This window comes from Pseudomonas sp. JQ170C, from assembly GCF_035581345.1.
Lineage (GTDB): Bacteria > Pseudomonadota > Gammaproteobacteria > Pseudomonadales > Pseudomonadaceae > Aquipseudomonas.
Genome location: NZ_CP141608.1, coordinates 3,779,983 through 3,806,506, shown reverse-complemented (window position 1 = coordinate 3,806,506; position 26,524 = coordinate 3,779,983). Strand labels below are relative to the sequence as shown.

The 26,524-nt window shown below is 62.8% G+C and carries 28 protein-coding genes and 1 tRNA gene; 13 read left to right on the top strand and 16 right to left on the bottom strand.

Features of this window, described 5'->3' with window-relative positions; translation table 11 throughout:
* Positions 1-74: 74 nt before the first annotated feature.
* Complete coding sequence (locus tag U9R80_RS17215; protein WP_301842977.1) at positions 75-974, bottom strand: bestrophin family protein; 900 nt, start codon at positions 972-974, stop codon at positions 75-77.
* A 26-nt stretch (positions 975-1,000) separates the two neighbouring features.
* Positions 1,001-2,014, bottom strand: coding sequence for a GTP 3',8-cyclase MoaA (gene moaA, locus U9R80_RS17210; protein WP_301842976.1), 1,014 nt, complete (start codon positions 2,012-2,014; stop codon positions 1,001-1,003).
* A 385-nt stretch (positions 2,015-2,399) separates the two neighbouring features.
* On the opposite strand from moaA, the gene U9R80_RS17205 reads away from it, so the two are divergent.
* From U9R80_RS17205 to U9R80_RS17195, 3 genes are all read left to right on the top strand, one after another.
* Positions 2,400-4,724 (top strand): FdhF/YdeP family oxidoreductase, encoded by a 2,325-nt coding sequence (locus U9R80_RS17205; protein ID WP_301842975.1) that lies wholly within the window; start codon positions 2,400-2,402, stop codon positions 4,722-4,724.
* A gap of 89 nt (positions 4,725-4,813) precedes the next feature.
* Positions 4,814-5,707, top strand: coding sequence for an EamA family transporter (locus U9R80_RS17200; protein ID WP_301842974.1), 894 nt, complete (start codon positions 4,814-4,816; stop codon positions 5,705-5,707).
* Positions 5,708-5,785: 78 nt separating this feature from the next.
* Positions 5,786-6,271, top strand: a complete 486-nt coding sequence (locus U9R80_RS17195; RefSeq protein ID WP_301842973.1) for a DUF2165 family protein — start codon at positions 5,786-5,788, stop codon at positions 6,269-6,271.
* Here U9R80_RS17195 and U9R80_RS17190 read toward each other — a convergent pair.
* A complete protein-coding gene (locus U9R80_RS17190) occupies positions 6,252-6,926 on the bottom strand; it encodes a helix-turn-helix transcriptional regulator (protein WP_301842972.1) in 675 nt (224 codons plus the stop codon). The two genes, U9R80_RS17195 and U9R80_RS17190, sit on opposite strands and share 20 nt — an antisense overlap.
* A gap of 36 nt (positions 6,927-6,962) precedes the next feature.
* On the bottom strand, positions 6,963-8,393 hold the full coding sequence (locus U9R80_RS17185) for an MFS transporter (protein WP_301842971.1): 1,431 nt from the start codon (positions 8,391-8,393) through the stop codon (positions 6,963-6,965).
* Between the two features lie 177 nt (positions 8,394-8,570).
* Between U9R80_RS17185 and U9R80_RS17180 the strand changes: the two genes are divergently transcribed.
* From U9R80_RS17180 to U9R80_RS17170, 3 genes are all read left to right on the top strand, one after another.
* Positions 8,571-8,891 (top strand): YbjQ family protein, encoded by a 321-nt coding sequence (locus tag U9R80_RS17180; RefSeq protein ID WP_301842970.1) that lies wholly within the window; start codon positions 8,571-8,573, stop codon positions 8,889-8,891.
* Positions 8,892-9,051: 160 nt separating this feature from the next.
* Positions 9,052-9,240, top strand: a complete 189-nt coding sequence (locus U9R80_RS17175) for a hypothetical protein (RefSeq protein ID WP_301842969.1) — start codon at positions 9,052-9,054, stop codon at positions 9,238-9,240.
* A gap of 143 nt (positions 9,241-9,383) precedes the next feature.
* Complete coding sequence (locus U9R80_RS17170; RefSeq protein ID WP_301842968.1) at positions 9,384-9,686, top strand: hypothetical protein; 303 nt, start codon at positions 9,384-9,386, stop codon at positions 9,684-9,686.
* On the opposite strand, the gene U9R80_RS17165 is transcribed toward U9R80_RS17170, so the two are convergent.
* Both U9R80_RS17165 and U9R80_RS17160 read right to left on the bottom strand, forming a co-directional pair.
* Positions 9,677-10,099, bottom strand: a complete 423-nt coding sequence (locus tag U9R80_RS17165) for a group II truncated hemoglobin (protein WP_301842967.1) — start codon at positions 10,097-10,099, stop codon at positions 9,677-9,679. The two genes, U9R80_RS17170 and U9R80_RS17165, sit on opposite strands and share 10 nt — an antisense overlap.
* A 103-nt stretch (positions 10,100-10,202) precedes the next feature.
* Complete coding sequence (locus U9R80_RS17160) at positions 10,203-10,535, bottom strand: hypothetical protein (protein ID WP_301842966.1); 333 nt, start codon at positions 10,533-10,535, stop codon at positions 10,203-10,205.
* 366 nt (positions 10,536-10,901) lie between these two features.
* Between U9R80_RS17160 and U9R80_RS17155 the strand changes: the two genes are divergently transcribed.
* Both U9R80_RS17155 and U9R80_RS17150 read left to right on the top strand, forming a co-directional pair.
* Complete coding sequence (locus tag U9R80_RS17155) at positions 10,902-12,392, top strand: DASS family sodium-coupled anion symporter (protein ID WP_301842965.1); 1,491 nt, start codon at positions 10,902-10,904, stop codon at positions 12,390-12,392.
* Between the two features lie 63 nt (positions 12,393-12,455).
* Positions 12,456-12,917 carry an FAD/FMN-containing dehydrogenase gene (locus tag U9R80_RS17150; RefSeq protein WP_301842964.1) on the top strand — a complete coding sequence of 154 codons (462 nt, stop codon included), beginning with the start codon at positions 12,456-12,458 and terminating at the stop codon, positions 12,915-12,917.
* Between the two features lie 94 nt (positions 12,918-13,011).
* Here U9R80_RS17150 and U9R80_RS17145 read toward each other — a convergent pair whose 3' ends face one another.
* A complete protein-coding gene (locus U9R80_RS17145) occupies positions 13,012-13,482 on the bottom strand; it encodes an Lrp/AsnC family transcriptional regulator (protein ID WP_301842963.1) in 471 nt (156 codons plus the stop codon).
* A gap of 100 nt (positions 13,483-13,582) precedes the next feature.
* Between U9R80_RS17145 and rarD the strand changes: the two genes are divergently transcribed.
* Complete coding sequence (gene rarD / locus U9R80_RS17140; RefSeq protein ID WP_301842962.1) at positions 13,583-14,518, top strand: EamA family transporter RarD; 936 nt, start codon at positions 13,583-13,585, stop codon at positions 14,516-14,518.
* On the opposite strand, the gene U9R80_RS17135 is transcribed toward rarD, so the two are convergent.
* A complete protein-coding gene (locus tag U9R80_RS17135) occupies positions 14,482-15,489 on the bottom strand; it encodes a GlxA family transcriptional regulator (protein WP_324803354.1) in 1,008 nt (335 codons plus the stop codon). The genes rarD and U9R80_RS17135 overlap by 37 nt on opposite strands.
* Positions 15,490-15,642: 153 nt before the next feature.
* Here U9R80_RS17135 and U9R80_RS17130 point away from each other — a divergent pair, with 153 nt between their 5' ends.
* From U9R80_RS17130 to U9R80_RS17120, 3 genes are read left to right on the top strand one after another with little or no spacing between them, the layout of a single operon-like run.
* Positions 15,643-16,185, top strand: a complete 543-nt coding sequence (locus tag U9R80_RS17130) for a hypothetical protein (RefSeq protein WP_301842960.1) — start codon at positions 15,643-15,645, stop codon at positions 16,183-16,185.
* A gap of 56 nt (positions 16,186-16,241) precedes the next feature.
* Positions 16,242-18,335, top strand: coding sequence for a TonB-dependent siderophore receptor (locus tag U9R80_RS17125; RefSeq protein WP_301842959.1), 2,094 nt, complete (start codon positions 16,242-16,244; stop codon positions 18,333-18,335).
* Between the two features lie 48 nt (positions 18,336-18,383).
* The gene (locus U9R80_RS17120; RefSeq protein WP_301842958.1) at positions 18,384-19,205 is read left to right on the top strand and encodes a class I SAM-dependent methyltransferase; all 822 of its coding nucleotides are present in this window, start codon (positions 18,384-18,386) and stop codon (positions 19,203-19,205) included.
* 62 nt (positions 19,206-19,267) lie between these two features.
* Here the strand turns inward: U9R80_RS17120 and U9R80_RS17115 are convergent, their stop codons facing one another.
* From U9R80_RS17115 to alkB, 3 genes are all read right to left on the bottom strand, one after another.
* Positions 19,268-21,181: a DNA topoisomerase III gene (locus tag U9R80_RS17115; protein ID WP_301842957.1), complete on the bottom strand. Its 1,914-nt coding sequence runs from the start codon at positions 21,179-21,181 to the stop codon at positions 19,268-19,270.
* 167 nt (positions 21,182-21,348) lie between these two features.
* Positions 21,349-22,626 carry a bifunctional O-acetylhomoserine aminocarboxypropyltransferase/cysteine synthase gene (locus U9R80_RS17110; protein WP_301842956.1) on the bottom strand — a complete coding sequence of 426 codons (1,278 nt, stop codon included), beginning with the start codon at positions 22,624-22,626 and terminating at the stop codon, positions 21,349-21,351.
* 77 nt (positions 22,627-22,703) lie between these two features.
* On the bottom strand, positions 22,704-23,360 hold the full coding sequence (gene alkB, locus U9R80_RS17105) for a DNA oxidative demethylase AlkB (protein ID WP_301842955.1): 657 nt from the start codon (positions 23,358-23,360) through the stop codon (positions 22,704-22,706).
* A gap of 307 nt (positions 23,361-23,667) precedes the next feature.
* On the opposite strand from alkB, the gene U9R80_RS17100 reads away from it, so the two are divergent.
* A tRNA-Cys gene (locus tag U9R80_RS17100) sits at positions 23,668-23,741 on the top strand.
* 99 nt (positions 23,742-23,840) lie between these two features.
* Here the strand turns inward: U9R80_RS17100 and U9R80_RS17095 are convergent.
* From U9R80_RS17095 to U9R80_RS17075, 5 genes are all read right to left on the bottom strand, one after another.
* The gene (locus U9R80_RS17095) at positions 23,841-24,905 is read right to left on the bottom strand and encodes an integrase (protein WP_301842954.1); all 1,065 of its coding nucleotides are present in this window, start codon (positions 24,903-24,905) and stop codon (positions 23,841-23,843) included.
* Positions 24,906-24,908: 3 nt separating this feature from the next.
* A complete protein-coding gene (locus tag U9R80_RS17090) occupies positions 24,909-25,145 on the bottom strand; it encodes a DUF4224 domain-containing protein (RefSeq protein WP_301842953.1) in 237 nt (78 codons plus the stop codon).
* A gap of 44 nt (positions 25,146-25,189) precedes the next feature.
* Positions 25,190-25,669 (bottom strand): class I SAM-dependent methyltransferase, encoded by a 480-nt coding sequence (locus tag U9R80_RS17085; RefSeq protein ID WP_301842952.1) that lies wholly within the window; start codon positions 25,667-25,669, stop codon positions 25,190-25,192.
* A gap of 61 nt (positions 25,670-25,730) precedes the next feature.
* Complete coding sequence (locus tag U9R80_RS17080; protein WP_301842951.1) at positions 25,731-26,171, bottom strand: hypothetical protein; 441 nt, start codon at positions 26,169-26,171, stop codon at positions 25,731-25,733.
* Positions 26,168-26,482, bottom strand: a complete 315-nt coding sequence (locus tag U9R80_RS17075; protein WP_301842950.1) for a hypothetical protein — start codon at positions 26,480-26,482, stop codon at positions 26,168-26,170. Before U9R80_RS17075 ends, U9R80_RS17080 begins: the two co-directional genes overlap by 4 nt.
* Positions 26,483-26,524: the final 42 nt, after the last annotated feature.

The window sequence follows — 26,524 nt, the reverse complement described above, 5'->3', positions numbered from 1 at the left end:
ACCCATTTTGCTGGCTGTACCGGCTTCTCGCGGGGCAAGCCCGCTCCTACCTTGATTGAGTGTGCGGGGCTTGATCAGGTGAGGACGAAGTCCACCGGCTGCAGTGGCGCGGGCAGGTCCGGGCGGCCGATGGCGGTCAGGATCTCCCGCTCGATGGTGCGCACTATGGCATCGGTGGGCAGGTCGTTTTCTTCACGGCCGAACGGGTCTTCCAGTTCGTCGCTGATGGCGTCCAGGCCAAAGAAGGTGTAGCTGACGATCGCGGTGAATATCGGTGCCAGCCAACCCAGCGGTTGGGCCATGGCGAAGGGCAGCAGGACGCAGAAGATGTAGATCGTGCGGTGCAGCAGCAAGGTGTAGGGGAAGGGCAGCGGTGTGCTCTTGATTCGCTCGCACACGGCCTGGGCTTCGGACAATCCGCGCAGGCGCTGCTCCAGGGTCATGTAGCGCCATTCGCTGATGGTGTGCTGTTCGGCAAGCCGCGAGCAGGTGCTGCCGGTCTGCTGCAGGATGGCGTCGCTGATGTTGTGGTCGGCGAGGGTGTGTACGTCCGGCACCCATGTGCGCGCCGCTTTGAGTTCGTCTTCACCGCGCAATCGGGCGTTGAGCGCATGGGCGTAGCCGCACAGGCCCAGCAGCAGTTGTTCGCGCAGTCGGGTGTCGGCAATCACGCAGCTCTCGCGGATGAACGAGCGCACTTCGATGATCACCAGCCCCCAGGCTTTGCGCCCCTCCCACCAGCGGTCGTAGCAGGCGTTGTTGCGAAAGCTCATGAAGATCGACAGCGAAAGGCCAAGCAAGGTGAAGGGAGTGGCATTGACCTTGGAAAACAACGCCGGGTGCAGGTTCTCGATCAGCACAATCAACGAGGCGAGCGCGGTGACCATGAAGGTGCGCCGGGCGATGCGTTTGGCGATGGAACCTTTGAGGCTGATCAGGACGTTGAGCAGGTTGGGCTTGGGGTGAACGATCATGGGGGTCCTATCGGCGGCGACAGCACTCAGCCGCCGGTCATGTTCATGAAGCGCAGGATCTGTACATCGCCATTGACGTCGAAGTGATGGCGATAGGGCTTGAGGGCCATGGCGTTGCAAATGGCCTGGTCCAGGCGGGCGCTGTCGCCCGGGTGGGCGCGCAGCACGTGTTTGAGGTCGCTGGCGTGTTCATTGCCCAGGCACAGCAGCAGGCGCCCTTCGACGGTCAACCGCACGCGGTTGCAGCTGGCGCAGAAGTTGTGGCTGTGGGGCGAGATGAAACCGATGCGGATCTGCGGCGCTTCGGCCAGGCGCCAGTAGCGTGAAGGGCCCTGGGTGGATTCGGCCGATTCGATCAGGGTGAACTGCTCGCCGATACGCTCGCGCACTTCATCACTCGAGCAGTAGGACTCGCTGCGCTGGTGTTCGCTGATGACGCCCAGGGGCATTTCTTCAATGAAGGAAATATCCAGTTCGCGGTCGATGGCAAAGCGCACCAGGTCGGTGACTTCGGCGTCGTTGCGGCCCTTGAGCACCACGCAGTTGAGCTTGGTGCGACGAAAACCGGCGGCGCGGGCGGCGTCGATGCCGGCGATCACCTGGTCCAGGTCGCCCGTGCGGGTCAGGGTCTTGAAGCGTTGGGCGTCGAGGCTGTCGAGGCTGATGTTCAGGCGCGAAAGGCCGGCATCGAACAACGGCCCGGCCAGGCGCCCGAGTTGCGAGCCGTTGCTGGTCATGCACAGCTCGCGCAGGCCCGGCAGGGCGGCGATGCGTGCGCACAGCTCGACGATGCCGCTGCGCACCAGCGGCTCACCGCCGGTGAGGCGGATCTTGCGGGTACCCAGGGCGACGAAGCGTTCGGCCACCTGGTACAGCTCTTCAAGGCTGAGGATTTGCTGGCGCGGCAGGAACTGCATGTCTTCGGCCATGCAATAGACACAACGAAAGTCGCATCGGTCGGTGACCGACATACGCAGGTAATCAATCTTTCGATTGAAACCGTCGACCAGTGTCTTGTCAGTTGCATTCACGGTTGCCATTACCTCTTTTAATTGCGAACGGGGCGTGGTGGTGAACGCATTGTGTGATCGTTAATTAAATAAGCCGTCCAACTTGTGTCGAGCATAGGTAGCACGGGAGGGGGCGTCAAATTGCTTTTAGTGACCAACCGATAAGTGTCGTCTATCAGGGCTGCAGGCCGCGTATTTTGTGGGTTGTGGCGTGATAGAGAGCCTTGATCGGTCTGTCATTACTTTCGATTGGACGTGTGCCAAGAGGGTCAATAGGCTGAAACGGTAGAACAACTTGAAGCGTGGCCGGTGGGCAACTGACTGTTATTTGAATAACGCCAGTTAATTAAACCGGGCGGCTGCGCTTTGTCTTGAAATTGTTCAAACCGCTGCGTGCACCTCGAGGATTAACCTGATGAGTCAAGACGAACACATCAAACACTATAATGGCCCGGCCGCTGGCTGGGGCGCGCTCAAAAGCGTGACCAAGAGCTGGCTGGGCAGTGACAACGCGTTCAAGAACCTGCGGGCCATGCTCAAGACCAACCAGAATGGCGGTTTCGACTGCCCGGGTTGCGCCTGGGGCGAGTCGCCTGAAAGCGACAGGGTCAAGTTTTGCGAAAACGGCGCCAAGGCGGTGAACTGGGAGTCCAGCGGACGCTCCGTAGGCCCGGACTTTTTCGCCCGCTACAGCGTCAGCGCCCTGGCCGAACAGACCGACTACTGGCTTGAGTACCAGGGGCGACTCACGCACCCGATGCGCTACGACGCGGCCACTGACCACTATGTCGAGACCTCGTGGGAGGAAGCATTCGCGCTGATCGCCCGGCACCTCAACGCACTGGAATCGCCCGATCAGGCCGAGTTCTACACCTCGGGCAGGGCCAGCAACGAGGCGGCGTTTCTGTACCAGCTGTTCGTGCGGGCGTTCGGTACCAACAATTTTCCCGACTGCTCGAACATGTGCCATGAGGCCAGCGGGGTAGGGATGGGCGAGGCCCTCGGGGTGGGCAAGGGCACGGTGGTGTACCACGACCTGGAACAGGCTGATGCGATCTTCGTCATCGGCCAGAACCCGGGCACCAATCACCCGCGGATGCTGGAGCCCCTGCGAGAGGCGGTCAAACGCGGCGCCCAGGTGGTGTGCTTCAACCCCCTCAAGGAGCGCGGCCTGGAACGTTTCCAGCACCCGCAGCATCCGCTGGAAATGCTCAGCAATGGCTCACGGCCGACCAACACGGCGTACTTTCGTCCGGCCCTGGGCGGTGACATGGCCGTGATGCGCGGCATCGCCAAGTTCTTGCTCAAGTGGGAGCGCGAAGCCCAGGCCAAGGGCGAGCCGGCGGTGTTCGATCACGCCTTCATTGCCGAGCACACCTCGGGCCTGGACGCCTACCTGGCTGAAGTCGATGCCACCGGCTGGTCGCACATTGTCGAGCAGTCGGGCCTGAGCCTGGCCGAGCTCGAGCTGGCGGCGCACATGTACCGGCGTGCCGAACGGGTGATCATGTGCTGGGCGATGGGGGTGACCCAGCACCGGCATTCAGTGCCGACGGTGCAGGAAATCATCAACCTGCAATTGCTGCGCGGCAACGTCGGCAAGCCGGGTGCGGGGCTGTCGCCGGTGCGTGGCCACAGTAATGTTCAGGGTGACCGCACCATGGGCATCGACGAGAAGCCGCCCACCGGGTTGCTCGATGCACTGGAACAACGCTTTGCGTTCAAGGTGCCGCGTGCCCATGGGCACAACGCGGTGCTGGCGATCCAGGCCATGGAGGAAAAACGCGCCAAGGTATTCGTTGCCCTGGGCGGCAACTTCGCCCAGGCCACCCCCGACACCCCGCGTACCCATGCGGCGTTGCGCAACTGCGAGCTGACGGTACACATCGCCACCAAACTCAACCGCTCGCACCTGGTCACCGGGCGTGATGCATTGATCCTGCCTTGCCTGGGCCGTACTGAAGTCGATGTGCAGGCCGAGGGCCCGCAGGGCGTCACCGTGGAAGACACCTTCAGCATGGTGCATGTGTCCTATGGCCAGTTGAAGCCGCATTCGCCGTTGTTGCGTTCCGAGCCGTGGATCGTCGCCGGCATGGCCAAGGCCACCCTGGGCGACCGGCCTATCGACTGGGACTGGGCCGTGGCCGATTACAGTCGTATCCGCGACCTGATCGCCGACACCTTGCCGGGATTCGAGGATTTCAATGCCCGCTTGCAGCACCCGGGTGGCTTTCACCTGAGCAATGCGGCGGCGGCAAGGCAGTGGAAGACGGCATCGGGCAAGGCGCAATTCAGCCCCAGTGCGTTGCCCGCGCAATTGGTCAATGAGGCGGTGCTGGCGCGCGGCGACAGGCCCGACCTGATCCTGCAGACCCTGCGCTCCCACGATCAGTACAACACCACGCTGTACGGCCTGGATGATCGCTACCGCGGGGTGTTCGGCCTGCGTGAAGTGGTGTTCGCCAATGAGCAGGACATCCGCCGCCTGGGCTTCACGCCGAACCAGAAGGTGGACCTGGTCTCGCTCTGGGAGGATGGGCGCGAGCGCCGGGTCAGCGGCTTTACCCTGGTGGCCTACGACATTCCCGTCGGGCAGGCGGCGGCCTACTACCCGGAAACCAACCCGCTGGTGCCACTGGAAAGCTACGGCGACCGAACCTACACGCCGACGTCCAAATTCATCGCCATCAAGCTGGAGCGCGCGCGGCCAGACAACCGCATTCCCTCGACGAAGCGCTAGGAGGGCCGGCCCGAGGTGGGCGATATAGCCACTCCCCGCTGTTTAGCCGCTATGATGTTGCGAAATATTACAAAAAGCGGGTAGGGACAATGCCATTAAAGGATTTGCTGTTGGCACTGGTGGTGATCATCGCCTGGGGCGTCAATTTCGTGGTGATCAAGGTGGGCCTGGATGGCCTGCCGCCCATGTTGCTGGGGGCGTTGCGCTTTGCCCTGGTGGCGTTTCCGGCGGTGTTGCTGATCAAGCGCCCGCAGTTGCCGTGGCGCTGGTTGATCGCCTACGGCGCGACCATTTCCCTCGGGCAGTTCGCCTTTCTGTTCGAGGCCATGGGCAATGGCATGCCGCCCGGACTGGCCTCGCTGGTACTGCAGTCGCAGGCGTTCTTCACCCTGTTCTTTGCCGCGATCTTCCTCGGGGAGCGGTTGCGTGCGGCCAGTGTGCTGGGGCTGTTGATCGCCGCGGCAGGGCTGGCCCTGATCGGTAGCGAGAACGGTGCCAGCGTGCCGTTTTTCGCCTTGATCCTGACCTTGTGCGCGGCCGCCATGTGGGCCATGGGCAACATCATCACCCGGCGGTTCGGCAACATCGACCTGGTGGCTCTGGTGATCTGGGGCGGGCTGATTCCGCCGCTGCCGTTCCTGGCGCTGTCGTGGTGGCTGGAAGGGCCGGAGCTGATCGAGGGTGCCCTGCGCGGTATTGGCTGGAGTTCGATCCTGTCGCTGGCCTACCTGGCGTTTGTCGCCACCATGCTGGGCTATAGCTTGTGGAGTTACCTGCTGTCGCGCTACCCGGCCGGCAAGGTGGCGCCGTTCTCGTTGCTGGTCCCGGTCGTGGGCCTGAGTTCTTCGGCATTGCTGCTGGACGAGCGCCTGAGCCCGATGCAGGGTTGGGGGGCGTTGCTGGTGATGGCGGGGCTGCTGGTCAATGTCTTCGGTGCGCGGCTGTGGGCAGCGCTCAGGGTGGCCGACCGACGCGAAGCCTGAAGCGCCATTGCGGCTTGTGCATTGACGAAGGCGGTCCTAATATCCAAGCAAATTCTTGTGTAAAAGGACTGCACGCAAATGGAGTTGCACACTTCCCTGTGGCTGTTTCAGGTCACCCTGGCGCTGGGCTTGAGCCTTTGGCTCTGCATCGCTGTACTCAATAACCTCCAGGCCTTTGCGGCCTCTGTCGGTGCAGTGGGGGCGACCATGGCGATGGCCCCCTTGAAGCAGGCGCCGGCCATTGATTTCCCGTTGTTGTCACGGGCGCTGCATTCCCCGCTGGCGCACCGGCTCGCGCTGGTGATGGTGTTGGTGTTGCAGGGGGTCGCTGCGGGGGCGGCGCTGATCGGCAGCTACACCTTGTTGTTCGATGCGGGCCTTGAGCCGGCGCGGCCCTGGCTGAACCTGGCGCTGAGCGCGATGCTCGGCTTCACCTTCAGCATGCTGCTGGGCGGACTGTGGTTCGGCTACTGGATTCGTCAGGAGGGCCTGCAACTCACGCACCTTGTGTTGGTGCTCTGGGCATTGCTGGCCTTTGTGGTGTTCAACCTGCACTGGACGTAAGGGCGGGCTCAGGGGTGACACGGTAGACGCAACGCCGGTCACCCGAGAGCAGGTGCTCGCAGCGTTCCACCTTCGCCTGATCGCCGATCACTGCCTGGAAGATCTGCAGCTCCGACCGACAAAACCCCTGGCAGCGACTGGCGGCGACGCAGATCGGGCAGTGGTGCTCGATGATCAGCCAGCCACTGTCGCAGGCTTGCATCCGGGCCATGTAGCCGGCCTGTTCGCGCAGTTGCACCAGGGTGCGGACCTTGTCTTCCAGGTTCCGGGCCTGGCTACAGGCTTGCTGGTATTCCTTGAGATTGCTGGCTTCCATGCGGCTGATCAGTTGATCGACGCCGTCGGCGCCGAACACCTGCTCGACGGATTCGATCAGTTGCAGCGTGAGCACGCTGTGGGTGTCGGGGAAGCGCCGTTGCGCAGCTTCGGTGAGTATCCACTGTTGCGAAGGCCGTCCGGCACCGCTGGCCGTTGCGCTGATGCCGCTGATCAGATCGGCGCCCTGAAGCTTCTGAAGCTGCTGGCGCGTGGCCTCGAAACTGATCTGCAGCAGGCTGGCAAGGTCGGTGGTTTTCAGCGGCCCCCGGGTCTTGAGCAGGAACAGGATGCGTTCGGCAGTCGCCGTCGGGGTCAGGGAAGCGGGGGAGTCATGCACGATAAGCGTCCTGCAAAAAGGTTGAAATGCAATGCGTCAGGCCAGGGACTTGGTCGGTGTTCCGGTGATGCGCCAGACCAGTAGCAAGGTCAGCACCGGCGCCAGGGCGAACACACCGAACAGCCAGGTGGCGGCATGCTGGGCACCGACCGCACCGCCGGGGTCGACCAGGCCTGCGCCGTTACTGACCAGCCCGGCCAGGGCAGCCGCCAGGGCCGTGGCATAGAGTTGCACGGTGGTGATCGAGGCCGAGGCCAGGTTCTCTTCTCCGGGCCGCGCCGCGCTGAGTACCCGCGCCAGTAGGTGCGGCCAGCCAAGGCCGATGCCCAGGCCGACCCCGGCCAGGGCCAGGCAGTAACTCGCCACGCCGGCAGTGCTGTGCAGCCAGTTCGCTTGGGGGGTCGTCAGCGCCAGGGCCAGCATGGCCGCGACGATCACCGCCGGGCCTGCGCGCATCAGGCGCTCGGCCGACTCCCCCGTGCGTCCGGCGCCGTACAGCGCACCCAGGGTCCAGCCAGCCGCCATGGCCGCGGTCATGTAGCCGGCGGCGAGTGGGCCGAGGCCGTGGATCTGTTGAAGGAAATAGGGCACGAAAATCTCGGTGGTCATTGCCGTGATCAACAGGCACATCATCCCGTACAGCACGCCCAGGCGAGTGCCCAGCGAATAAGCCCCGGTGGGCAGCAGGCGACGCTCGGGGTTGCGATCGAGGCGGGCAATCAGTACGGCGATGGCAACGCCGGCGCCCATTCCGAGCAGGTTCCACAGTAACTGGCTGGACAGGCTTGCGGTCGAGACCACCAGCACCGACACGACCAGGCAGGCGATCAGGCCATAGGGCGGGCGCGAACGCGCCGCCGGGTTGACGACGGTGCTGTGCAGTTGCTGGATAACGATCAGCGCCAGCAGCGCCACCACCGGCAACAACGACCAGAACGCCCAGCGCCAATGGCCGAGTTCGGCGAACACGCCGCCGATGGCGGGCCCGCACAGGGTGGCGACGCCCCACATGCCCGAGACCATGGCCATGGCTCGGGGCCACAACGCTTCATCGAACACCAGGCGGATCAGGGCATAGCTCAAAGCGAACAGGATGCCACCACCAAACCCCTGCACACTGCGCCCGGCCAGCAGCACCGTCATGCTCGGCGCTGCCGCGCACAGGGCCGAGCCGGCGGCGAACACCAGCAGCGCCAGCAGGAACGCGCGCCGGGCGCCGAGGCGTTCGAGCAATTGCGCCGAGAGGGTGGAGCCGATGATCGAGGTGACCACGAACAACGTGGTGCTCCAGGCATAAAAGGCCAGGCCGCCGATGTCGGCAATCACCGTCGGCAGGATCGTGGTGACGATGTAGACGTTGATCGCATGCAACCCCACGCCACCGGCCAGGGCAATCGAGCGCAGGGCATTGCGGCCCTTGAGCAGTTGCGCCCAGGAGGCGCTCTGAGGGGGAGGGGTAGAGGACATGCGCGACTCCTTCGCACGGGTGAGTGGCACGAAGTCTAGGTGTGCCACTGTGGTTAAACAAGTAATGACTTGTATAAATAGCCGCCGGGGCAACGAGCGGTTTTTGCTACCATCGCCTTCTTTTGCCGGTGCGTGCAAACGCCCGGCGTACACCCTGCAAGACCGAAGGAGAACACCATGATTGTCACCACCACAGGCACCGTCGAAGGCCGTCAGATCGTCGCCTACCTGGATGTGGTCAGCGCCGAGTCGGTCCAGGGCATCAACGTGGTGCGCGATGTGTTCGCCAGCTTTCGCGACTTTTTCGGCGGCCGCTCGCAAACCCTGGAAAGTGCCTTGAAGGAGGCCCGCATCCAGGCCACAGACGAGATCAAGGCCCGGGCCCGCAGCTTGCAGGCCGACGCGGTAGTGGGGCTGGATTACGAGATCAGCATGCCGTCGTCTCGGGGCGGCATGGTCGTGGTGTTCGTCACCGGTACCGCAGTCAAGCTTCGATAACCCGGGGTGCGACAAATTGGCCCGGCCATTGGTCGGGCTTTTTTGTTTTCGCCCAGGAAGTCTGCAAATGACCGGCTAGTCTCAAAAGCTCTTGGGTCGGTATTTTCCCGGGCAAACATTTGCTTGCCGGTACCGCCCCGCTGTCAGAGGGAGACAGGGCATGAGCGAATCCTACTTCGAGGACAACGGCGACGAATTTCCTATCAACAGCCAGGTGCGTTGTGGTCAGGCGGCTTACCGTCTGGGCTTTGCCCACATGACCCTGGATGACTCGGACCAGGTTCAGCCCAGCCATTTGCAACGCACCAAACAGGGCAAGTTCACGCCCAGGGTTCCAGCAAGAAAGTGAACAGGATCACATCACCCCGCCCTCTGAGGCGGGGTTTTTTCTGCATTGCTTGACCTTGCTCAACGGATGCGGAACGGGCGCTCGCCTGTTACGCGCTTGTATGCCTTACTTGCCCCCGCCGTTAACCACACAGGAGCCATTCGATGCGTATCAGGGAAGAAACTTTCTGGAAATGGGCAGACGCGCAATTGCACAGCCGCAGCCATGACGAAGCGCTCAGTGACGGCACCAGCATCGATGTGCAGGTCAGGCTGTCGCGCACCGGTGCCACGCAACTGTTCCTCGGGATTTATGCGCACCAGGGCAAGGCGATGGTGGAGGAGTACTACGACAATCGCCCCGGCGAAACCATGACCCGGGCCATGGCCTGGGGTGTCGAGCGCGCCCGGGCCCTGGCCATCGGCTGGCTGCCGCTGGAGCAGGCGCCGCTGCGCCGTCAGGCCTGAGCGTGGCGGTTGCGGCTGGCCTGGACAATGCGCTCGGCCGGCACGCGCAACTGGCGTAGCAGGTAGTCGGCGAACTCGGGCGAGTAGCCCTGCAGCGCAATGGCCTGCTCCATGCAGCTCAACCAGATATCACTGTGGGATTGTTCGATCGGCCATTGGGCATGGAAGGCCGGGATGGCGATCGAGCCATAGCGTTCGCGAAACAGCGCCGGGCCGCCGAGCCAGCCACTGAGAAAACAGGCCAGTTTGTCCCGCGAGCCGTCGAGGTTGTCCGGGTGCATCTGGCGCACCGGGCGGGCGTTTGGGGTCTGGTCCATCAGGCGGTAGAAGTCATCGACCAGGCGGCGCAGGCCGTCGATACCGCCGGCGGCCTGGTAGGAGGCATCGCCGGTGCCGAATGCGGGACTGTTCATCGTCATGCTCTTGAAGAAAAGACGGTCATTGTAGCCAGTGTGCGCGGCAATGAAAAAAGCCCGATCCTTGCGGATCGGGCTTTGCGTGTTGCCGTTGGGTGACCTAGCAGAGGCGGTCGATGACCGCGACGCCCGGTTTGTCCTGCAGCGCGGCCCACTCATGTTGCAGGGTCTGCAGAACGCGGCCGACGTATTGGGTGTCGGCGGCGGCTTTCTTGCCGACATAGCCCTGGCCACGGCGGTACATCTTCAACCGGGCGCGCATGTTCGGCGTACGTTGCTCAAACTGCGCTTCATCGGTCAGCGGCCCCAGGCTGTCGAGGCGCACTTCACCGGTTTCGCAAACCCAGAGGATGTGGCTGTCGAGTGTGTCTTTGCGCGCGGCGAACAGCCGGGCCAATTCGCCAACAGTCGGTTGATTGTTCAGATTCATCATAAAGCCCCCTAGACCATTCGTAGTTGAGTTCAAACTCGGCGCACATCACATGTAGCGTTGAAAGAAAGCTGCTACAGCAGCGTCGCAACTGGGGGCTTTTACACGCTGCCTTTTGGGCAGTACCCATCCGCATACAGCTCATGGATCCTTCGAGCTGCCTGGAACACCCTTGCCAGTGTCCCCGATCGGGGAGACGGCCTCATCATGCAAGGGCCGATGAACGGCGTCAATATGTTTTGTAGTGATTTTTTTCTTGCACTACATTCTTGTCGGACAATGCGCGATTCCCCGGTAATTGATGCGAATCAGTTCGCCTGCGGGGGATGTGTCCGATCATGCCCGCTCATGCATTGCAGGGAGATTCACATGAGTTCGTCGGCCAGCGCACCGGATGCGCAAACCACCCGAGTGAGGGTTCCAATCGGCTTGCTGGTGGGGATCGCCGCCATGATCGGCGTACTCCTGTTGCCGCTGCCCGCCGACCTGCCGGTGGCCGGGCAGCGGGTGCTGGCGATCCTGGCATTTGCCGTGGTGGTGTGGATCAGCGAGGCGGTGTCGTACGAAGCCAGCGCAATCATGATCACCTCGCTGATGGCCTTTTTGCTGGGTACCGCGCCGACCGTGGCCGACCCCTCGGTGACCTATGGCTCCTCGGCCGCCATCAGCCTGGCGCTGACCGGGTTCTCCAACAGCGCCCTGGCCCTGGTGGTGGGTGCGCTGTTCATCGCCGCGGCCATGACCCACACCGGACTGGACCGGCGTATCGCCCTCGTGACGCTTTCAAGCGTTGGCGTCAGTACCCGGCGCATTCTGCTTGGCGCGGTGGCGGTGACCATCCTGCTGAGCCTGGTGGTGCCCAGCGCCACGGCGCGCAGTGCCTGTGTAGTGCCGATCATGATGGGGGTGATTGCCGCGTTTGGTGTCGACAAACGCTCCAACATCGCCGCCGGGATCATGATCATCGTGGCCCAGGGCACCAGTATCTGGAACATCGGCATCCAGACTGCCGCGGCGCAGAACCTGCTTACAGTGGGCTTCATGGACAAGATGCTCGGTGCCCGGGTGTCGTGGATCGACTGGCTGATTGCAGGCGCCCCGTGGGCGGTGATCATGTCGGCGGTACTGATCTTTGTGGTACTCAAGATGATGCCGCCCGAGAGTGACAGCATCCCCGGTGGCAAGGCCGCGGTGAGCAAGACCCTGGCCGAACTCGGTCCCATGAGCGGGGCGCAGAAGCGCTTGCTGGCGGTGTCGGTCCTGCTGTTGCTGGCCTGGGCCACGGAGGGCAAGCTGCATCACTTCGATACCACTTCGACCACTTATGCAGGCCTGGTGATTCTGCTGTTGCCGCACCTTGGGGTAATGACCTGGAAAGACGTACAGGCACGCATTCCGTGGGGCACGGTGATTGTCTTCGGGGTCGGCATCAGCCTGGGTACCACCTTGCTGACCACCCAGGCCGGGCAATGGCTCGGCGCGCAGGTGGTGGCCCACACCGGGCTGGATCAACTGGGCACCCTGGGCGTGTTCGCGATCCTGGCGGCGTTCCTGATTCTGATTCACTTGGGGTTTGCCAGTGCCACGGCGCTGACCTCGGCGCTGCTGCCGATCCTGATCTCGGTGTTGCAGACCTTGCCGGGTGACTTCAGTCGCCTGGGCATGACCATGGCCCTGGGCTTTGTGGTCAGCTATGGCTTCATCCTGCCGATCAATGCCCCGCAGAACATGGTGTGCCTGGGCACCGAAACTTTCAGTGCCAGGCAGTTCGCCCGCGTCGGGATACTGATCACCTTGATCGGGTATCTGCTGATGCTGGTGTTTGCGGCGACCTGGTGGAAATGGCTGGGGTGGATGTAGTGACGCTGCGGTCGGCCTTTCAGGGTAGGATCGGCATTGATTTTTTCGACAATGAGGTCACCTGTGAAATACCCGATAGTGTTGCTGTTGAGCCTGATGCCGCTGCTGGCCCAGGCGGTTGAAGTGGGCGAGCGCCTGGCGCCTTGGACGTTGCAGGACCAGCATGACCAGGCCTACAGCCTCAACGACCAGACCCGCATCTTGCTGGTGGCGCGCACGATGGATGGCGCCAAGCTGGTCAAGGCGGCCCTGGCTGATCGCCCCAAGGGGTATCTGGAGGAACGCAATGCGGTGTTTGTTGCCGACATCCAGCGCATGCCGGCGTTGATCTCCAAACTCTTCGCCATCCCGGCCATGCGCGACTACAGCTACCGCGTGCTGCTCGATCGTGAGGGCAGCGTGGCCACGCGCTACGCGGGTGCCGAAGACAAGGTGCTGTGGTTGCAGCTGGACAAGGGGCAGGTCGTGGCCCAGCGTGAGTACGCTACGGCGCAGGAGCTGCGTCAGGCGCTGGGACAGGACTGACGCCGTAGGAGCGGGCTTGCCCCGCGATACAGTCTCAACCGCTTACGCAGATTCATTCACGTCAGACACATCGCATCGCGGGGCAAGCCCGCTCCTACGGGCGGGTCAGGGGCACGTGTAACGTCGACTTGACCCGCTCCAGCACCACGATGGTCCTGAACCATTTCACATTGGGGTTATCGTGGAACAGGCGCTGGGTGAGGGCCTGGAACTCGCTCATGCTCGCCACCGTCAGCACCAGCATGAAGTCGGCGTCACCGGTGACGTAGTAGCACTGCTGGATTTCCGGCCCCGAGAAGGTGCGTTTCATCACTTCAAGGTCCGCCGACTGGGTGCGATCGGCGTGTATCTCGACCATCAAGGTGATTACCTGGCCGACTTTTTCCGGGTCGATCACCGCCGTATTGGCCTGGATGGAGCCGGTCTTTTTCAGCCGCTGTATGCGCCGTTGTACCGATGCCGTGGACAGGTGTACCCGCTCGGCCAGTTCGCGCAGGGGCAGGCTGTTGTCCTGTTGCAGGGCGTCGAGCAGGGCAAGGTCGAAGTCGTCTAGCGCAGTGTTCATGTGCAAGATTTTCTCATTTGCAGGGTGGAAAACGAGGGCACTTTTCAGGCGCAACGCAATAAATTATCACTCTCTGCCCCCTGACAAGAAGGCTTGCACCATGGACACTCGCACCCCCAATGCCACCCTTGGCTTTGTGCTCAATATTCTCGCCTCGGTGCTGTTCGCGGTGATGTACGCCTATACCCACTTGCTGCAAGACCTGGGCGGTGAGGAAATCTACGGCTGGCGCATCCTGCTGACGGTGCCTTGCCTGACCCTGATGGTGATCGCCAGCGGCCATTGGCACGAGGTACGCCGCCTGTTTGCGCGGGTGCTTCGGGAACGGCTGTTCTGGGCCGTGCGCCTGTTGTCGGCGGCGTTGCTCGGTGTGCAGTTGTGGTTGTTCATGTGGGCACCGATCAATGGCTATGGCCTGGATGTGTCGCTTGGCTATTTTCTGATGCCGCTGACCATGGTCATTGTCGGTCGTCTGGCCTTCAACGACAGCATCAGCCGCCTGCAACTGCTGGCGTGCGCGTTGGCGGCGCTGGGTGTCATCAACCAGATTGCCATCGCCCAGGCCATTACCTGGCCGGTGCTGGCGGTGGGGTTGGGCTACCCGCTGTACTTCTGGCTGCGCCGGGTCAGCGACAGCAACACCATGGGCGGGTTGTGGTTCGACATGAGCCTGAGCCTGCCGGTCAGCCTGCTGCTGGTGCTCAAGGGCGGGGTGGTGCTGGGTGTGGCCGGTAGTGGTTCGAGTTTGCCCTGGCTGGTGATGGGGCTGGGTGCGATCAGTGCCTCGGCCCTGGCGTTGCAGGCGCTGTCGGGACCGCGCCTGAACCTGACCCTGTTCGGCCTGTTGATCTACGTTGAGCCGGTGTTGCTGGTGCTGGCTTCGGTGCTGCTGGGCGAGACCATCGCCCCCGCGCAATGGCCGACGTACATTGCCATCTGGCTGGCAGTGCTGGTGCTGGTGCTGGAAGGGACGATGAGCCTGGGTAGCCGCCGTCGCGGTTACTCGCCCAGCCGCTGCTCCCGAGAAGGCGGATAGCCGAAGTAGGCGCTGTAGCACTTGCTGAAGTGCGACACCGAAACAAAGCCGCAGGCGATGGCCACATCCATCAGTGGCAGGTCCGAATACTGCAGCAGGCGCCGGCTCTTGGTGATGCGCAGTTCCATGTAGTAACGGCTGGGCGAGGTGCCCAGCTGGGCCTGGAACAGGCGGTCGATCTGGCGGCGTGAGCGCCCGCTGTATTCCGCCAGCTGGTCCAGGCTCAAGGTTTCTTCCAGGTTGTTTTCCATCAGCTCGACGATGGTGCGCAGTGGCGCACTCATGGACTTTTTCGAGCTGCTGTCCACCCGCCGAAAGCGTGCGCCGGAAAACGCCAGGATCTCCTCGACGCCACCGGCCAGCGCCTCACCCTGTTGCACCTTGAGCAAGGCCAGCATCATCTCCAGCGCGCCGTTCGGGCTGGCGGCGGTCAAGCGGTCGCGGTCTACCACAAAGCTTGCCGGGGTGATGGTGCTCTGGGCGCTGCGCTCGGCCAGGCTGGCCCGTTGTTCGGGGTGGATGGTGCAGCTGTAGTTGTCCAGCACCCCGGCGCGGCCGAGAAAGTAGGCACCGTTCCACAACCCGCCCAGGGCCTGGCCATGGGCGGCGGCATCGGCGAGCAGGCGGTCGAGTTCAGGGTATTTGAGCGGGGTGCGCAGGCCACCGCAGACCACCAGCAGGTCCAGCGACTCCAGCGTGTTGCGCTCGACGCTGGAGGCATAGATCTCCAGGCCCAGGTCGCTGGTCACCCGTTCGCTGCCCAGCGACAGCGGGGTGATGGCGAACAGGTTGGGCTGTAGCAGGTTGGCGGTGACCAGCACATCCATGGCCACGGTGAAGCTGGCCATGGAGAAGTTCTCCAGCAGCAGAAAGCCCACGCGATAGGTCGGTGCGGACGGGCCCTGCGGGTGCTTGAGGTTCAGCATGTTTGTTGTACTGGTTTTTTGGCTGAAGTGACGAGGGGTGGGCAATTTGAGCTCCGCAGGGCAGGGGTGACGGCACCGCTGGATGATGCCAGAGATTGGCGCTTTGCACCGCGTCTCAATGTGCCGGTGGCGTATCGCTTTCGCGCCCGGGATAGGGCCTAATCGAGGGTACGCCCGCCGTACACTCGGAGTCGCGCCATGCCCACGTCCCACCTTGACCCGCTGCGCCGGGAGATCGCGCAGCTGCAAGTCACACTTCCCCCCGCGCCGTGGCAGTTGAAGGCGCGCTTTACCATCGTGGGCCTGATGGAAGTCGGCTTCGACCGCGACAGCGAGCTGTTGCTGGTGGCCGCAAGCTCTGGGCGCAGCGTGATCGACTGCCGCACCGGTGAGAAGGTCGCGCGCGATCGCACCGACAACCTGGGCAGCGACCGCTTTCTGGAAACCCGGGGCCTGGGGCCGTTGCAGGACCGGGTCATCCCCATGGCCGGCATCCATGGCGGTCGCCTGCCGTTAGCCACTGCCGATGGCTGGATGACCGAGGACATCACCCTGGCCTGGCCCGAGCAGCACCTGTTGCTGGTCGAGCCGGGCTCGTGGCTGCACGGGGCGCGGTATCACCGGCCGGCGGTATTTCACAAGCTGGGAGTGGAGCTTGAAGTGCGCGCGTTCGGGTTTTCCTATAGCGGCCTGAGCCTGGTGCTGGCGACGGGGGGAGAGCTGGCGGTCTTTGGCCGCTGATCTTTTATGTTTCGCTCTGAATTGTTATGTTATTACATAATTTTAAGGAGCCCCCCATGCACGCCCCCCTAGGAAGGTTGTCCCTCGGTTTGTCTGCCTCGTTGCTCGCCCTTCCGGCAGCGGCCGTCGAACCCGTCTTGCTCGAAGCCTTGAGCGTCACCGAACGTTCACTCGAAGAAACCGCCACGGGCCCCGTGCAGGGCTATCGCGCGACCCGCTCAAGCACGGCCACCAAGACCGATACCGACGTTCGCGACACGCCCCAGAGCATCGCCGTGGTGCCGAGCCAGGTGCTTGATGACCTCAACACCACGCGTATCGACCGCGCCCTGGATTTTGCCGGCGGGGTGAGCCGGCAGAACAACTTCGGCGGCCTGACCTTTCTCAACTACAGCGTGCGTGGCTTTACCACCGGCGAGTTGTACAAGAACGGTTTTGCCGTCAATCGCGGCAGTTACAGCGCTCCGGACAGCTCGAACATCGAACGCATCGAAGTGCTCAAGGGGCCGGCCGCCAGCTTGTATGGGCGGGGTGATCCGGGTGGGCTGGTGAACATTGTCACCAAGCGCCCTCAGGCCGAGGCCTTCACCCACTTCAAGGCGAGCGCCGGCAGTTGGGATCGTTACCGCAGCAGCCTGGACGTGAACACGCCCCTGAGCGAAGACGGTCGCGTGCTGTCGCGGGTGAACATGGCGGTGGAGGACAATGGCAGCTTCCGCGATTACGTCGGCAGCGAGCGCCGTATCGTCAGCCCGTCGCTGAGCTGGCAGCTGAGCCCGGACACCCTGGTGTCGATCGACAGCGAGTTCTCGCGCACCGAGTCGGTGTTTGACCGCGGCATACCGGCAGTGAACAACGAGTTGGGGCCGGTCAGCCGTTCCAGCTTTTTCGGCGAGCCCAATGACGGGCGCATCCGCAACGACAACCAGACCCTCGACCTGACCCTGGAGCACTACCTCTCCGAGCGCTGGAAGCTACGCCTGGCCAACCACTACACCCAGGGCCGACTCAAGGGCAACAGTTCCGAGCCGCAACGCCTGGTGGACACGACCCTCAGCCGCTTTTACCGCGAGCGAGATTTCGAGTGGAACGACAACATCACCCAGGCCGAGCTGCACGGCCAGTTCGACGTTGGCAGTTGGCAGCACCAGAGCCTGATCGGCCTCGAATACGAGAACTACCGCAACAGTCAGAAGTACCCGCAGAGCATCACCTCGCCCAGCTATGGCCTGGACATCTACAACCCGGTGTACGGCAAGCCGAAGCCTGATCTGGTCAACCCCAACGACTTCTTCGAGCGCACCGAAAGCTACGCGCTCAACCTGCAAGACCAGATCACCATCACCGAACGCCTGCGCGGCCTGGTCGGCGTGCGCCTGGAGCACATCGAGCAGACCGCGCAGAACCGAACCAGCCAGGTCAGCAATACACAGGAAAAAGACGTCGCCACCCCACGCGTGGGGCTGCTGTATCAACTGACACCCGAGGTGGGTGTGTTCGCCAACGCCTCCACTTCGTTCAAGCCCAACAGCATCGGTACCCAGGGCCAGGTGTACAAGCCGGAGAAGGGCCTGGGCTATGAAACGGGCTTGAAGCTCGACCTGTTCGACAGCCGCCTGGGGGCTACCCTGGCGCTGTTTCACATCGACAAGGAAAACGTCATCACCACCGATGCCTTCGGTGACAGCATCGCCGCCGGCAAGGCGCGCAGCCAGGGCGTCGATGTGCAGTTCAGCGGCCAGCTCAGCGAGGCGCTGCGAGTGATTGGTGCCTATGCCTATATCGATGCCGAAGTGACCAAGGGCGACGCCAACCTGCCCAAGGGCAGCGATCTGCTGGGCATCCCGCAACATAGCGGCAGCCTGATGGCCGTGTATGAATTCCAGAGCGGGTTTCTGCAGGGATCGGATCTGGGGGCGGCGGCCAACTATGTGGGTGAGCGGTCGGGGCAGGCGGGCAGCAGCTTCCGGCTGCCGAGCTACAGCACCGTGGATTTGCTGGCCCACTACAAGGTCAATGAACACGCCACTGTCGGGCTCAACCTGAACAATCTGTTCGACCGCAAATACTACGAGCGCGGCTACAACGCGGTATGGAACCTGCCGGGTGAGCCGCGCAATCTGATGGTCAGTTTGAGTCTGGAGCTGTGAGCCGACTATAGTTCCAGCTCTTCGGCAATTGCTCCCGCAAGGACTGACATGAACGACTCAATGGAACTGAACCGCCAGAGCTGGGACGAGCGGGCGCCGCTGCATGCGGCGTCCAGCGACTATGAGGTCGATGCGTTCGTTACCGACCCCGAACATTTGAGTGAGGTGGTGCGTTTTGACCTGCCACGGCTAGGGGACATTCGCGGAGCACGGGCGGTGCACCTGCAATGCCATATCGGCACCGACACCTTGTCGCTGGCGCGACTGGGTGCCCAGGTGACGGGGCTGGACTTCTCTGCGCAGTCACTGGTTCAGGCCCGTACCCTGGCCGGGCGTTGCGGGGCGTCGATCGAGTATGTCGAGTCGGATGTGTATGCCGCAGACCAGGTGCTGGCAGCCGGCAGTTTTGATCTGGTGTACACCGGCATCGGTGCGTTGATCTGGCTGCCCAGCATCGAGCGCTGGGCGCGCACCGTGGCGGCGTTGCTCAAGCCGGGAGGGCGCTTGTTCTTGCGCGAAGGGCATCCGATGTTGCTGGCCGTGAACGAGGATCATCGGGACAAGCTTGTGATCGAGTACCCGTACTTCGAGCGTGAGTCGCCGATGCTCTGGGAGAGTGACCAGACCTACGTCCAGACCGACACGCCGCTGACCAAGACCGTCACCCATGAATGGAACCACGGCCTGGGCGAGGTCGTCAGCGCCTTGCTGGGCCATGGCCTGCAGATCACCGCACTGGTGGAGCATGACAGCATCCCCTGGGAAGCCTTGCCGGGGCAGATGAGCCTGCAGGACAACGGCGAGTGGGCATTGAGCCAGGACCGCTGGCGGCTGCCGCTGAGCTACACCTTGCAGGCGTTGAAACCGTAGGAGCGGGCTTGCCCCGCGATGCGCTGTGTCTGACAGATCGCTATCGCGGGGCAAGCCCGCTCCTACGGTTTGGCTTTGGGTTTGGGTTTGCGGGTGTTGCTCTTGCGCTTCTTCTTCCACGGCGCACTCGCCGGTGCCGGGCCGCTGATGGTCAGGCTCAATCCGGCGCAGCGCTCCACCTGCTTGCTCATCCACGTCGACTGCTTGGCGACGAATTCTTCCAGGCTCATCTCGCCACTCTGGACCATGTCCAGAGCCTGCTCCCAGATCGCTGTGGTCCCCGGGTCGGCAATCGCGCGCGGCACCGCATCGATCAGGCTGAAGGCTGCCGGGGTGGCGCTCAGGGCCTTGCCGTTCTTGACCAGGTAGCCACGGTCCAGCAAGCCCTGGATGATGCCGGCACGGGTGGCTTCGGTGCCGATGCCGGTGGTGTCCTTGAGCTTTTGTTTAAGACGCGGGTCGTCTACCAGCTTGGCGACGTTCTTCATTGCCTTGATCAGGTCGCCTTCGGTGAAGGGCTTCGGCGGCTGGGTCCATAAGTCTTTGAGGTTGACCTCGGCCACGGCGCAGTCCTGGCCTTCGCGCAATGTCGGCAGCACCTGGGCCACCGGCGCTTCACGGCCTTTGGCCGGGGTCAGGGCTTCGGGCAGGGCGCGGCGCCAGCCAGGCTCGACGATTTGCTTGCCCACCGCGCGCAAGGCAAAGCCTGCGCAGTCGAAGTCGGCCTGGGTACGGTCGTACTCGTGGTTGGGCAGGAACTGTGCGAGGTAGCGGGCCCGAATCAGGGTATAGACCGCCTTGTACTTGGCCGGCAGTCGTGAGGGATCACTGGCCGCGGCCGTAGGGATGATGCCGTGGTGGGCGCTGACCTTGGCGTCGTTCCAGGCCCGTGAGCGGCGCTGGGCTTGCAGGTGTTCCTGTAATGGCGCAAGGCTTGGATCGGCACGCAGCAAGGCGGCAAGAATCGCCGGGGCCTCGGCGTGCTGGCTTATCGGCAGGTAGCCACAGTCGCTGCGCGGGTAGGTGATCAGCTTGTGGGTTTCGTACAGGGCCTGGGCGATGTCGAGGGTTTCCTGGGCGCCGAGGCCGAGCTTCTTCGAGCACAGTTCCTGCAGGGTGCCGAGGTCGAAGGGCAGGGGCGCGGCTTCACGCACGCGCTCAGTGGCTATCTTTACAACCCGGGCAGCGGCCGCATTGCCGATGGCCGCTGCAGCCTGCCGGGCCAGGGCTTGATTGAGGCAGCGCCCCTGATCGTCGCAGGCGTCTTCGGCGGCGCGCCATTGCGCGGTGAAGCGAGCGCCGGCGCTGTCGAGCTGGACATCGATGGCCCAGAACGCCACCGGCACGAAGTCGGCGATGCTGCGGTCGCGGTCAACCACCAGGCGCAGGGTCGGGGTTTGTACCCGGCCCACGGGGAGTACGCCCTGGTAGCCGGATTGACGTCCGAGCAGGGTGAAGAGCCGGCTCATGTTCATCCCGATCAGCCAGTCGGCCCGCGAGCGGCCCAGGGCCGAATGGTAAAGGCTGAAGGTCTCGCTGTCGGGCTTGAGCGCGGCCAGTGCCTTGCGAATCGAGGCGTCATCCAGTGCCGACAGCCACAGCCGGCGAATCGGCCCGCGATAGCGGCAGTGCTCCACCAGCTCCCGGGCAATCATCTCGCCCTCGCGGTCGGCATCGGTGGCGATGACCAGCTCCCGGGCTTCACCGAGCAGACGCTTGACCGCCTTGAACTGGCTGGCGGTCTTGGGTTTGACCAGCATCTTCCACTGGCTCGGGATGATCGGCAGATCCGCCAGGGCCCAGCGCTTGTAGCGGGCGTCGTAGCTGTCGGGCGGGGCCGTTTCGAGCAGGTGGCCGATGCACCAGGTGACAGTGACATCGGTGCCTACCCAGCAGCCGTCACCGCGGCGGTTGGCGCCGAGGACCTTGGCAATATCCTTGGCCTGGGAGGGTTTTTCGCAGAGAAACAGGCGCATGCCGGCGAGGTGTCGTTCTGTGGCTGGGGGAGGGCATAGCATGCGCAGGATCGGCGGGAGTGGCAAGTTTTATCTGTATGAATATACAGCTATGTGGGAGCGGGCTTGCCCCGCGATAGCGATCTGTCAGGCACATCGCATCGCGGGGCAAGCCCGCTCCTACAAGGTTATGGCCGGCTGGCCTCCAGCGCCTGGCTCAGGTCGGCGATGATGTCATCGCAATGCTCGATGCCAATCGACAAGCGCACCATGTCGCGCGGCACGCCGGCCTTTTCCAGCTCTTCATCATTGAGCTGGCGGTGAGTCGTGGAGGCCGGGTGGCAGGCCAGGGATTTGGCATCCCCGATGTTCACCAGCCGTACCACCAGCTTCAGTGCATCAATAAAGCGCGCACCGGCCTCCTGCCCGCCTTTGATCCCGAACGACAGGATCGAAGCCGGTTTGCCCTGGGTGTAACGCACGGCCAGCGCATGCTCGGGGTGGTCGGGCAGGCCTGCGTACTTGACCCAGGCCACCTGGTCATGGGCCTGCAGGTAATGGGTAACTTTCAAGGCGTTCTCTGTATGGCGCTCCATGCGCAAGGCCAGGGTTTCCAGGCCTTGCAGGATGAGGAAGGCGTTGAACGGTGACAGCGCCGCTCCTGTGTTGCGCAGCGGCACCACCCGGCAACGACCGATAAAGGCCGCAGGGCCGAAGGCTTCTGTGTAGGTCACGCCGTGGTAGGAGGGGTCGGGCGTATTGAGCAGGGCGAAGCGCTCCTTGTGATCGGCCCAGGGGAATTTGCCCGAGTCGATCACAATGCCGCCAATGCTGGTGCCGTGGCCGCCGATGTATTTGGTCAACGAGTGCACGACGATATCGGCGCCATGCTCGAACGGCCGGCACAGGATTGGAGTGGCCACGGTGTTGTCGACAATCAACGGCACGCCGTGGCGGTGGGCGGCATCGGCCAGCGCTTGCAGGTCGACGATGTTGCCGGCCGGATTGCCGATCGACTCGCAGAACACCGCCTTGGTGTTGCTGTCGATCAGCGCTTCAAGCGCGGCGATGTCGTCGTGGGCGGCGAAGCGGGTCTGGATACCGAAGCGCGGCAGGGTGTGGGCCAGCAGGTTATAGGTGCCGCCATAGAGCTTGGCCACCGAAACAATGTTGTCACCGGCTTGGGCCACGGTCTGGATGGCATAAGTGATGGCCGCCATGCCCGACGCTACCGCGAGCGCACCGACCCCGCCTTCGAGGGCGGCCATGCGCTGTTCGAGCACATCATTGGTAGGGTTCATGATGCGGCTATAGATGTTGCCGGCGACCTTCAGGTCAAACAGGTCGGCACCATGTTGGGTGTCGTCGAAGGCGAATGAGGTGGTCTGGTAGATCGGTACCGCCACGGCCTTGGTGGTGGGATCGGGGCTGAAGCCCGCGTGGATGGCCAGGGTTTCCAGCTTCATGCAATCGTTCCTTGAAAGGCGGGGAAAGAGGCCGATCATGGAGCGGCGGCCAGGCGCCGGTCAAGGTATCGGGCGGGTTATCCGGCCTTGCGCAAGGTCAGGTTGATCCGCCGACTGCCCAGCAGCGGATGCACCCCCGGCTTGAGAGGCTGCACGCCATGAAAGCGCAGCCGGTCCTCGCCACCCCAGACCAGCACATCGCCGTGGCGCAGTTCGATACGCTGGGTGGGATCGCCGCGTTTGTGGCCACCCAATAGAAACACCGCCGGCAACCCCAGGGACACCGACACAATGGGCTGAGTGAAGTCGCGCTCGTCGCGGTCCTGATGCAGGCTCAAGCGATTACCGGGGCGGTAGCAATTGACCAGGCAGGCATCGGGTACGAATTCTTCAAACCCGGCGGCAGCGGCAGCAGTACTGGCCAGCGTCAGCAGCGCATCGGGCAACGCTGGCCAGGGACGACCACTCAGTGGATCGACCGGACTGTAACGGTAGCCCTGAACATCACTGACCCACCCCAAGTGCCCACAGTTGGTCAACCCCACCGCCATCTTCAACCCACCCGGCGTGACCATATGGCGAAACGGCGCATCGCCGATGACCTTGCGCAACGCTGGCAACAACGCCTGTACCGTAGACAAGGCAAAACCGGGCAGCACCACCGCCCGCGCAGCGACCCACTGCGGTGGCTGCGGGCTTGTGGGGTTGAACAGATCCAGTTCGGTTTGCATCATCGGTGCGGATATCCGGAACGGGGCAGGGCATAACCTGTATGATAAGACCCTTTGCCGGGCCGGCGTCACCCCGAATCCTGCGAGTAAACCCCGGCACAGCGGCATGTATGAGCCCTTGATTGAAAAAAATAAAACTTTTTGAATTCAAGGGGTTGTCAGCACAAAGGAATGAGTACATAATTGCGTCCATCGAAAACGAGGTAGCTGAAAAGGCTAGCGTTTTCAAGGAGATAGCGGTTTTAGCGAGTTGTTTCCTTAAAGAGTTGTATATGTTTGAGATTGCTTTTTTTGAGTCTCGGGCATTTGAGGCCGAGTAGCAAAGTGGTTATGCTCCGGATTGCAAATCCGTCTACGCCGGTTCGATTCCGACCTCGGCCTCCATTATTGAAAGCCCCGCAGATTAACGTCTGCGGGGTTTTTCGTTTGGGCTGGAAAAAGCAAAGTGTTCCGCAACTTTAGGCATGTGTTCCGCAACTCGATCTATTTTGTCGGGCTGACGACCTCACCAACTCGACGATAAACGCGCTTGGTAATCTCCTCCTTGGAGTGTCCGAGCAGCCTGCTAGCCTGGGTAAGGTCCTCTATCTCAGAAGCGGCTTTTGGCCGGATGTCACGAAACTGAAATTGCCGAACCTTGGCTGCCAGGTCCGCGTTGCCATCGGCGACAAGTTTCCTGGCTGCCTTGTCTCTGGCTTCGCTGAAGCGGTTCCTCAGCATTTCCCAGCTCATGCGCAGGCCAGAGTCGTTGGTGATGAGGCGTGAGTTGCGGACGCCTTGCAGCTTCCGACGTTCAAGTAGCGCATCGATGAACAAGCCCAAACCGGTCAGTTCGCCATTCACATGCCGCCGGATGCGTAGCTTTTTGTCGGTCTTGTTCTGATCAACCCAGAGATAGTCATCGTCCAGGTCGACGGTGCTGAACTTCAATGTGTCCGCAGGGCGCTGGCCAGCCAGATAGGCCAGGTCCATGGCGTCTTTCAGGCCTTGATCTGCCTCGGCATACACCGCATCCCAAATGTCGTCGGCCGCGTAGAAGTCGCGCACCTTTTCCTTATTCCTGCGTACAGCCAGGCATGGGTTGCGCTCTGCGAATCCCCACTCCATAGCCACAGTGAAAACGTGCGAGAGCAGGGCTATTTCCCGGTTCGCTCTGGTCTTCGCGGTGCGGGCGTCTCGGTACTGAGCAACGACCGGTGGCGTGATGGCCTCAATCGGCGCGTCCGCGAACGCCTTGCGCAGCCGCTCCAGCTCGTACTTGTTGTCTTTCTGGGTGCGGGGTGATTTGGTCGGGATGATGTCCCGCTCGTACCGGTCGAACAGTTCGCCCATCGTTGCCATCGCTTTCGGCATAGCTTTCTGCTCGAGGCGCGCCCACTCTAGCTTGGCCTCCGCGAGGTCCTGCCCCAAAGGGATTTCAACCCTCCTTCCTTCAGCGTCTCTACCGCAGTAGTAGTACGCCACCCACAATTTCCCTTTCTTTCTCTTCCTGGTCCTGCGAAGCAGTCGCTCCGGCAGGTCCCGGTTTTCCTTCTTTCTATGGCGCATTTGCTATCCCACGCGTGACAGGTCAAGTGCCCAGGTTTCTGCTGTGGCATTAGTTGCAGTTGGTTTCACTCCGGCCATCTTGAGTCGGGCGTATACACGGCCGACGATTGGGCGCCTGGCCCCAGTCAGCGTGTACTGCCAGCCATTGTTGGCCAGCCACGCGATCTGTTTGCTCGGGAGCTGGTAGCCGGTGATCCGCACCACCTCTTCCTCGTCGAGAAACTCGCTTGCATGTTCCATGAGATGGTCTCCACGCCGCGTATGGCGGCAGAGGTGGGGAGGGGTTAGGCGGGGCGTTTCATGAGGGTGATCCAGTGCGTTTTCTCACGCTTACCGGACTTGTGGCCAAACAGGGGCTTTTCGTCGGTCAGGGAAAGCAGCTCACTCACCAGCACCTGGGTTTCGTTCCACTTGAAGATCAGGATTCCTTCGGGCTCCAGCACCCTGAAGCATTCGGCGAAGCCCTTGCGGATGTCTTCGCGCCAGTCGGAGGTGAGCACTCCATACTTGGCGCGCATCCAGCTATCGACGCCGGCGCGGGTCAGGTGCGGAGGATCAAAAACCACCAGGCGAAACGTCGAGGCCTCGAACGGCAACCGCCGAAAGTCCATGAGCACATCCGGCTCGACTTTCAGCACCCGGCCATCACAGAGCAGGTGCTGCTCGTCGCGGATGTCGCCGAACAGGGCGCGCTGATCCTGCTTGTCGAACCACATCATTCGGCTGGCGCTGCAGGGGTCGAGAACTTTGGCTGCAGCGCTCATGGCCTCGGCCCCTTCCAGATGAGCCAGGCCATGTAGAGCGGGGCGGCGATGGGTAGGAGCATCATGGCTGCACCTGCTGGATGTTGGATTCGACCCAAGCGCGCATGCGCCGCCACCGCTGCTCAGGCGTGTCCGAGAGCAACTTCCACCTCCCATCCGCTTCCTGCACGAGCTCGCCTGGGCTCTCGTCGTTCTCGTAGACGATTTCAGCAGCCATGGCCTCAGCGATCCCGAAGGCCTGCGCCACGCTCTCGCGGTCATGGGCGTCGATCTTGGTCATGTCGAGGCCGCGCTTGGCGCCGAGCGCGCCGAGGGTGCAGAACTGGCCGTCGGCTTCGAGTGTGTCAGTTACCAGGCGCTTGTCCGGCATGGCGTCCAGTGCATCACGGAGCTCGACCAGAAGTGCCTGGCCGCGCTTGCCCCTGATGGCCGACTTCACCGCGCCTCGCCAGCAGATGAGGCTCCAGCCATCGCAGTCGTCGCTGTATCCGCTGCGGCTCATGGTTGCACCTTACGGCGCGCCCAGCTCACGCACGGACCATCCTCGGTGTCGAAGATCCCGAGGAGGAACCAATCGTGGCCAGGGGATTCAGGATCCCACCCGAGGCAATGGCACTCGCCGTCATCGTAGGGGTGGTGGTCGTTGATATCCGCGTCCATGTGCCACTGCTTCAACTCCAGCCCCTGCTGTGCGAGCCATGCCTTGAAGGCGGCGAGGTCTTCATCGAAGTCCGGTTCGTCCGGGTGGCTCCACCAGCCGTCCTGGTCACGCTCGACGGCCACACGTTGGATCAGCTTGATTTCTTCAGGCATGACGATTCCTTGGCCGCCATATCGCGGCTGTTCAATAGAGGG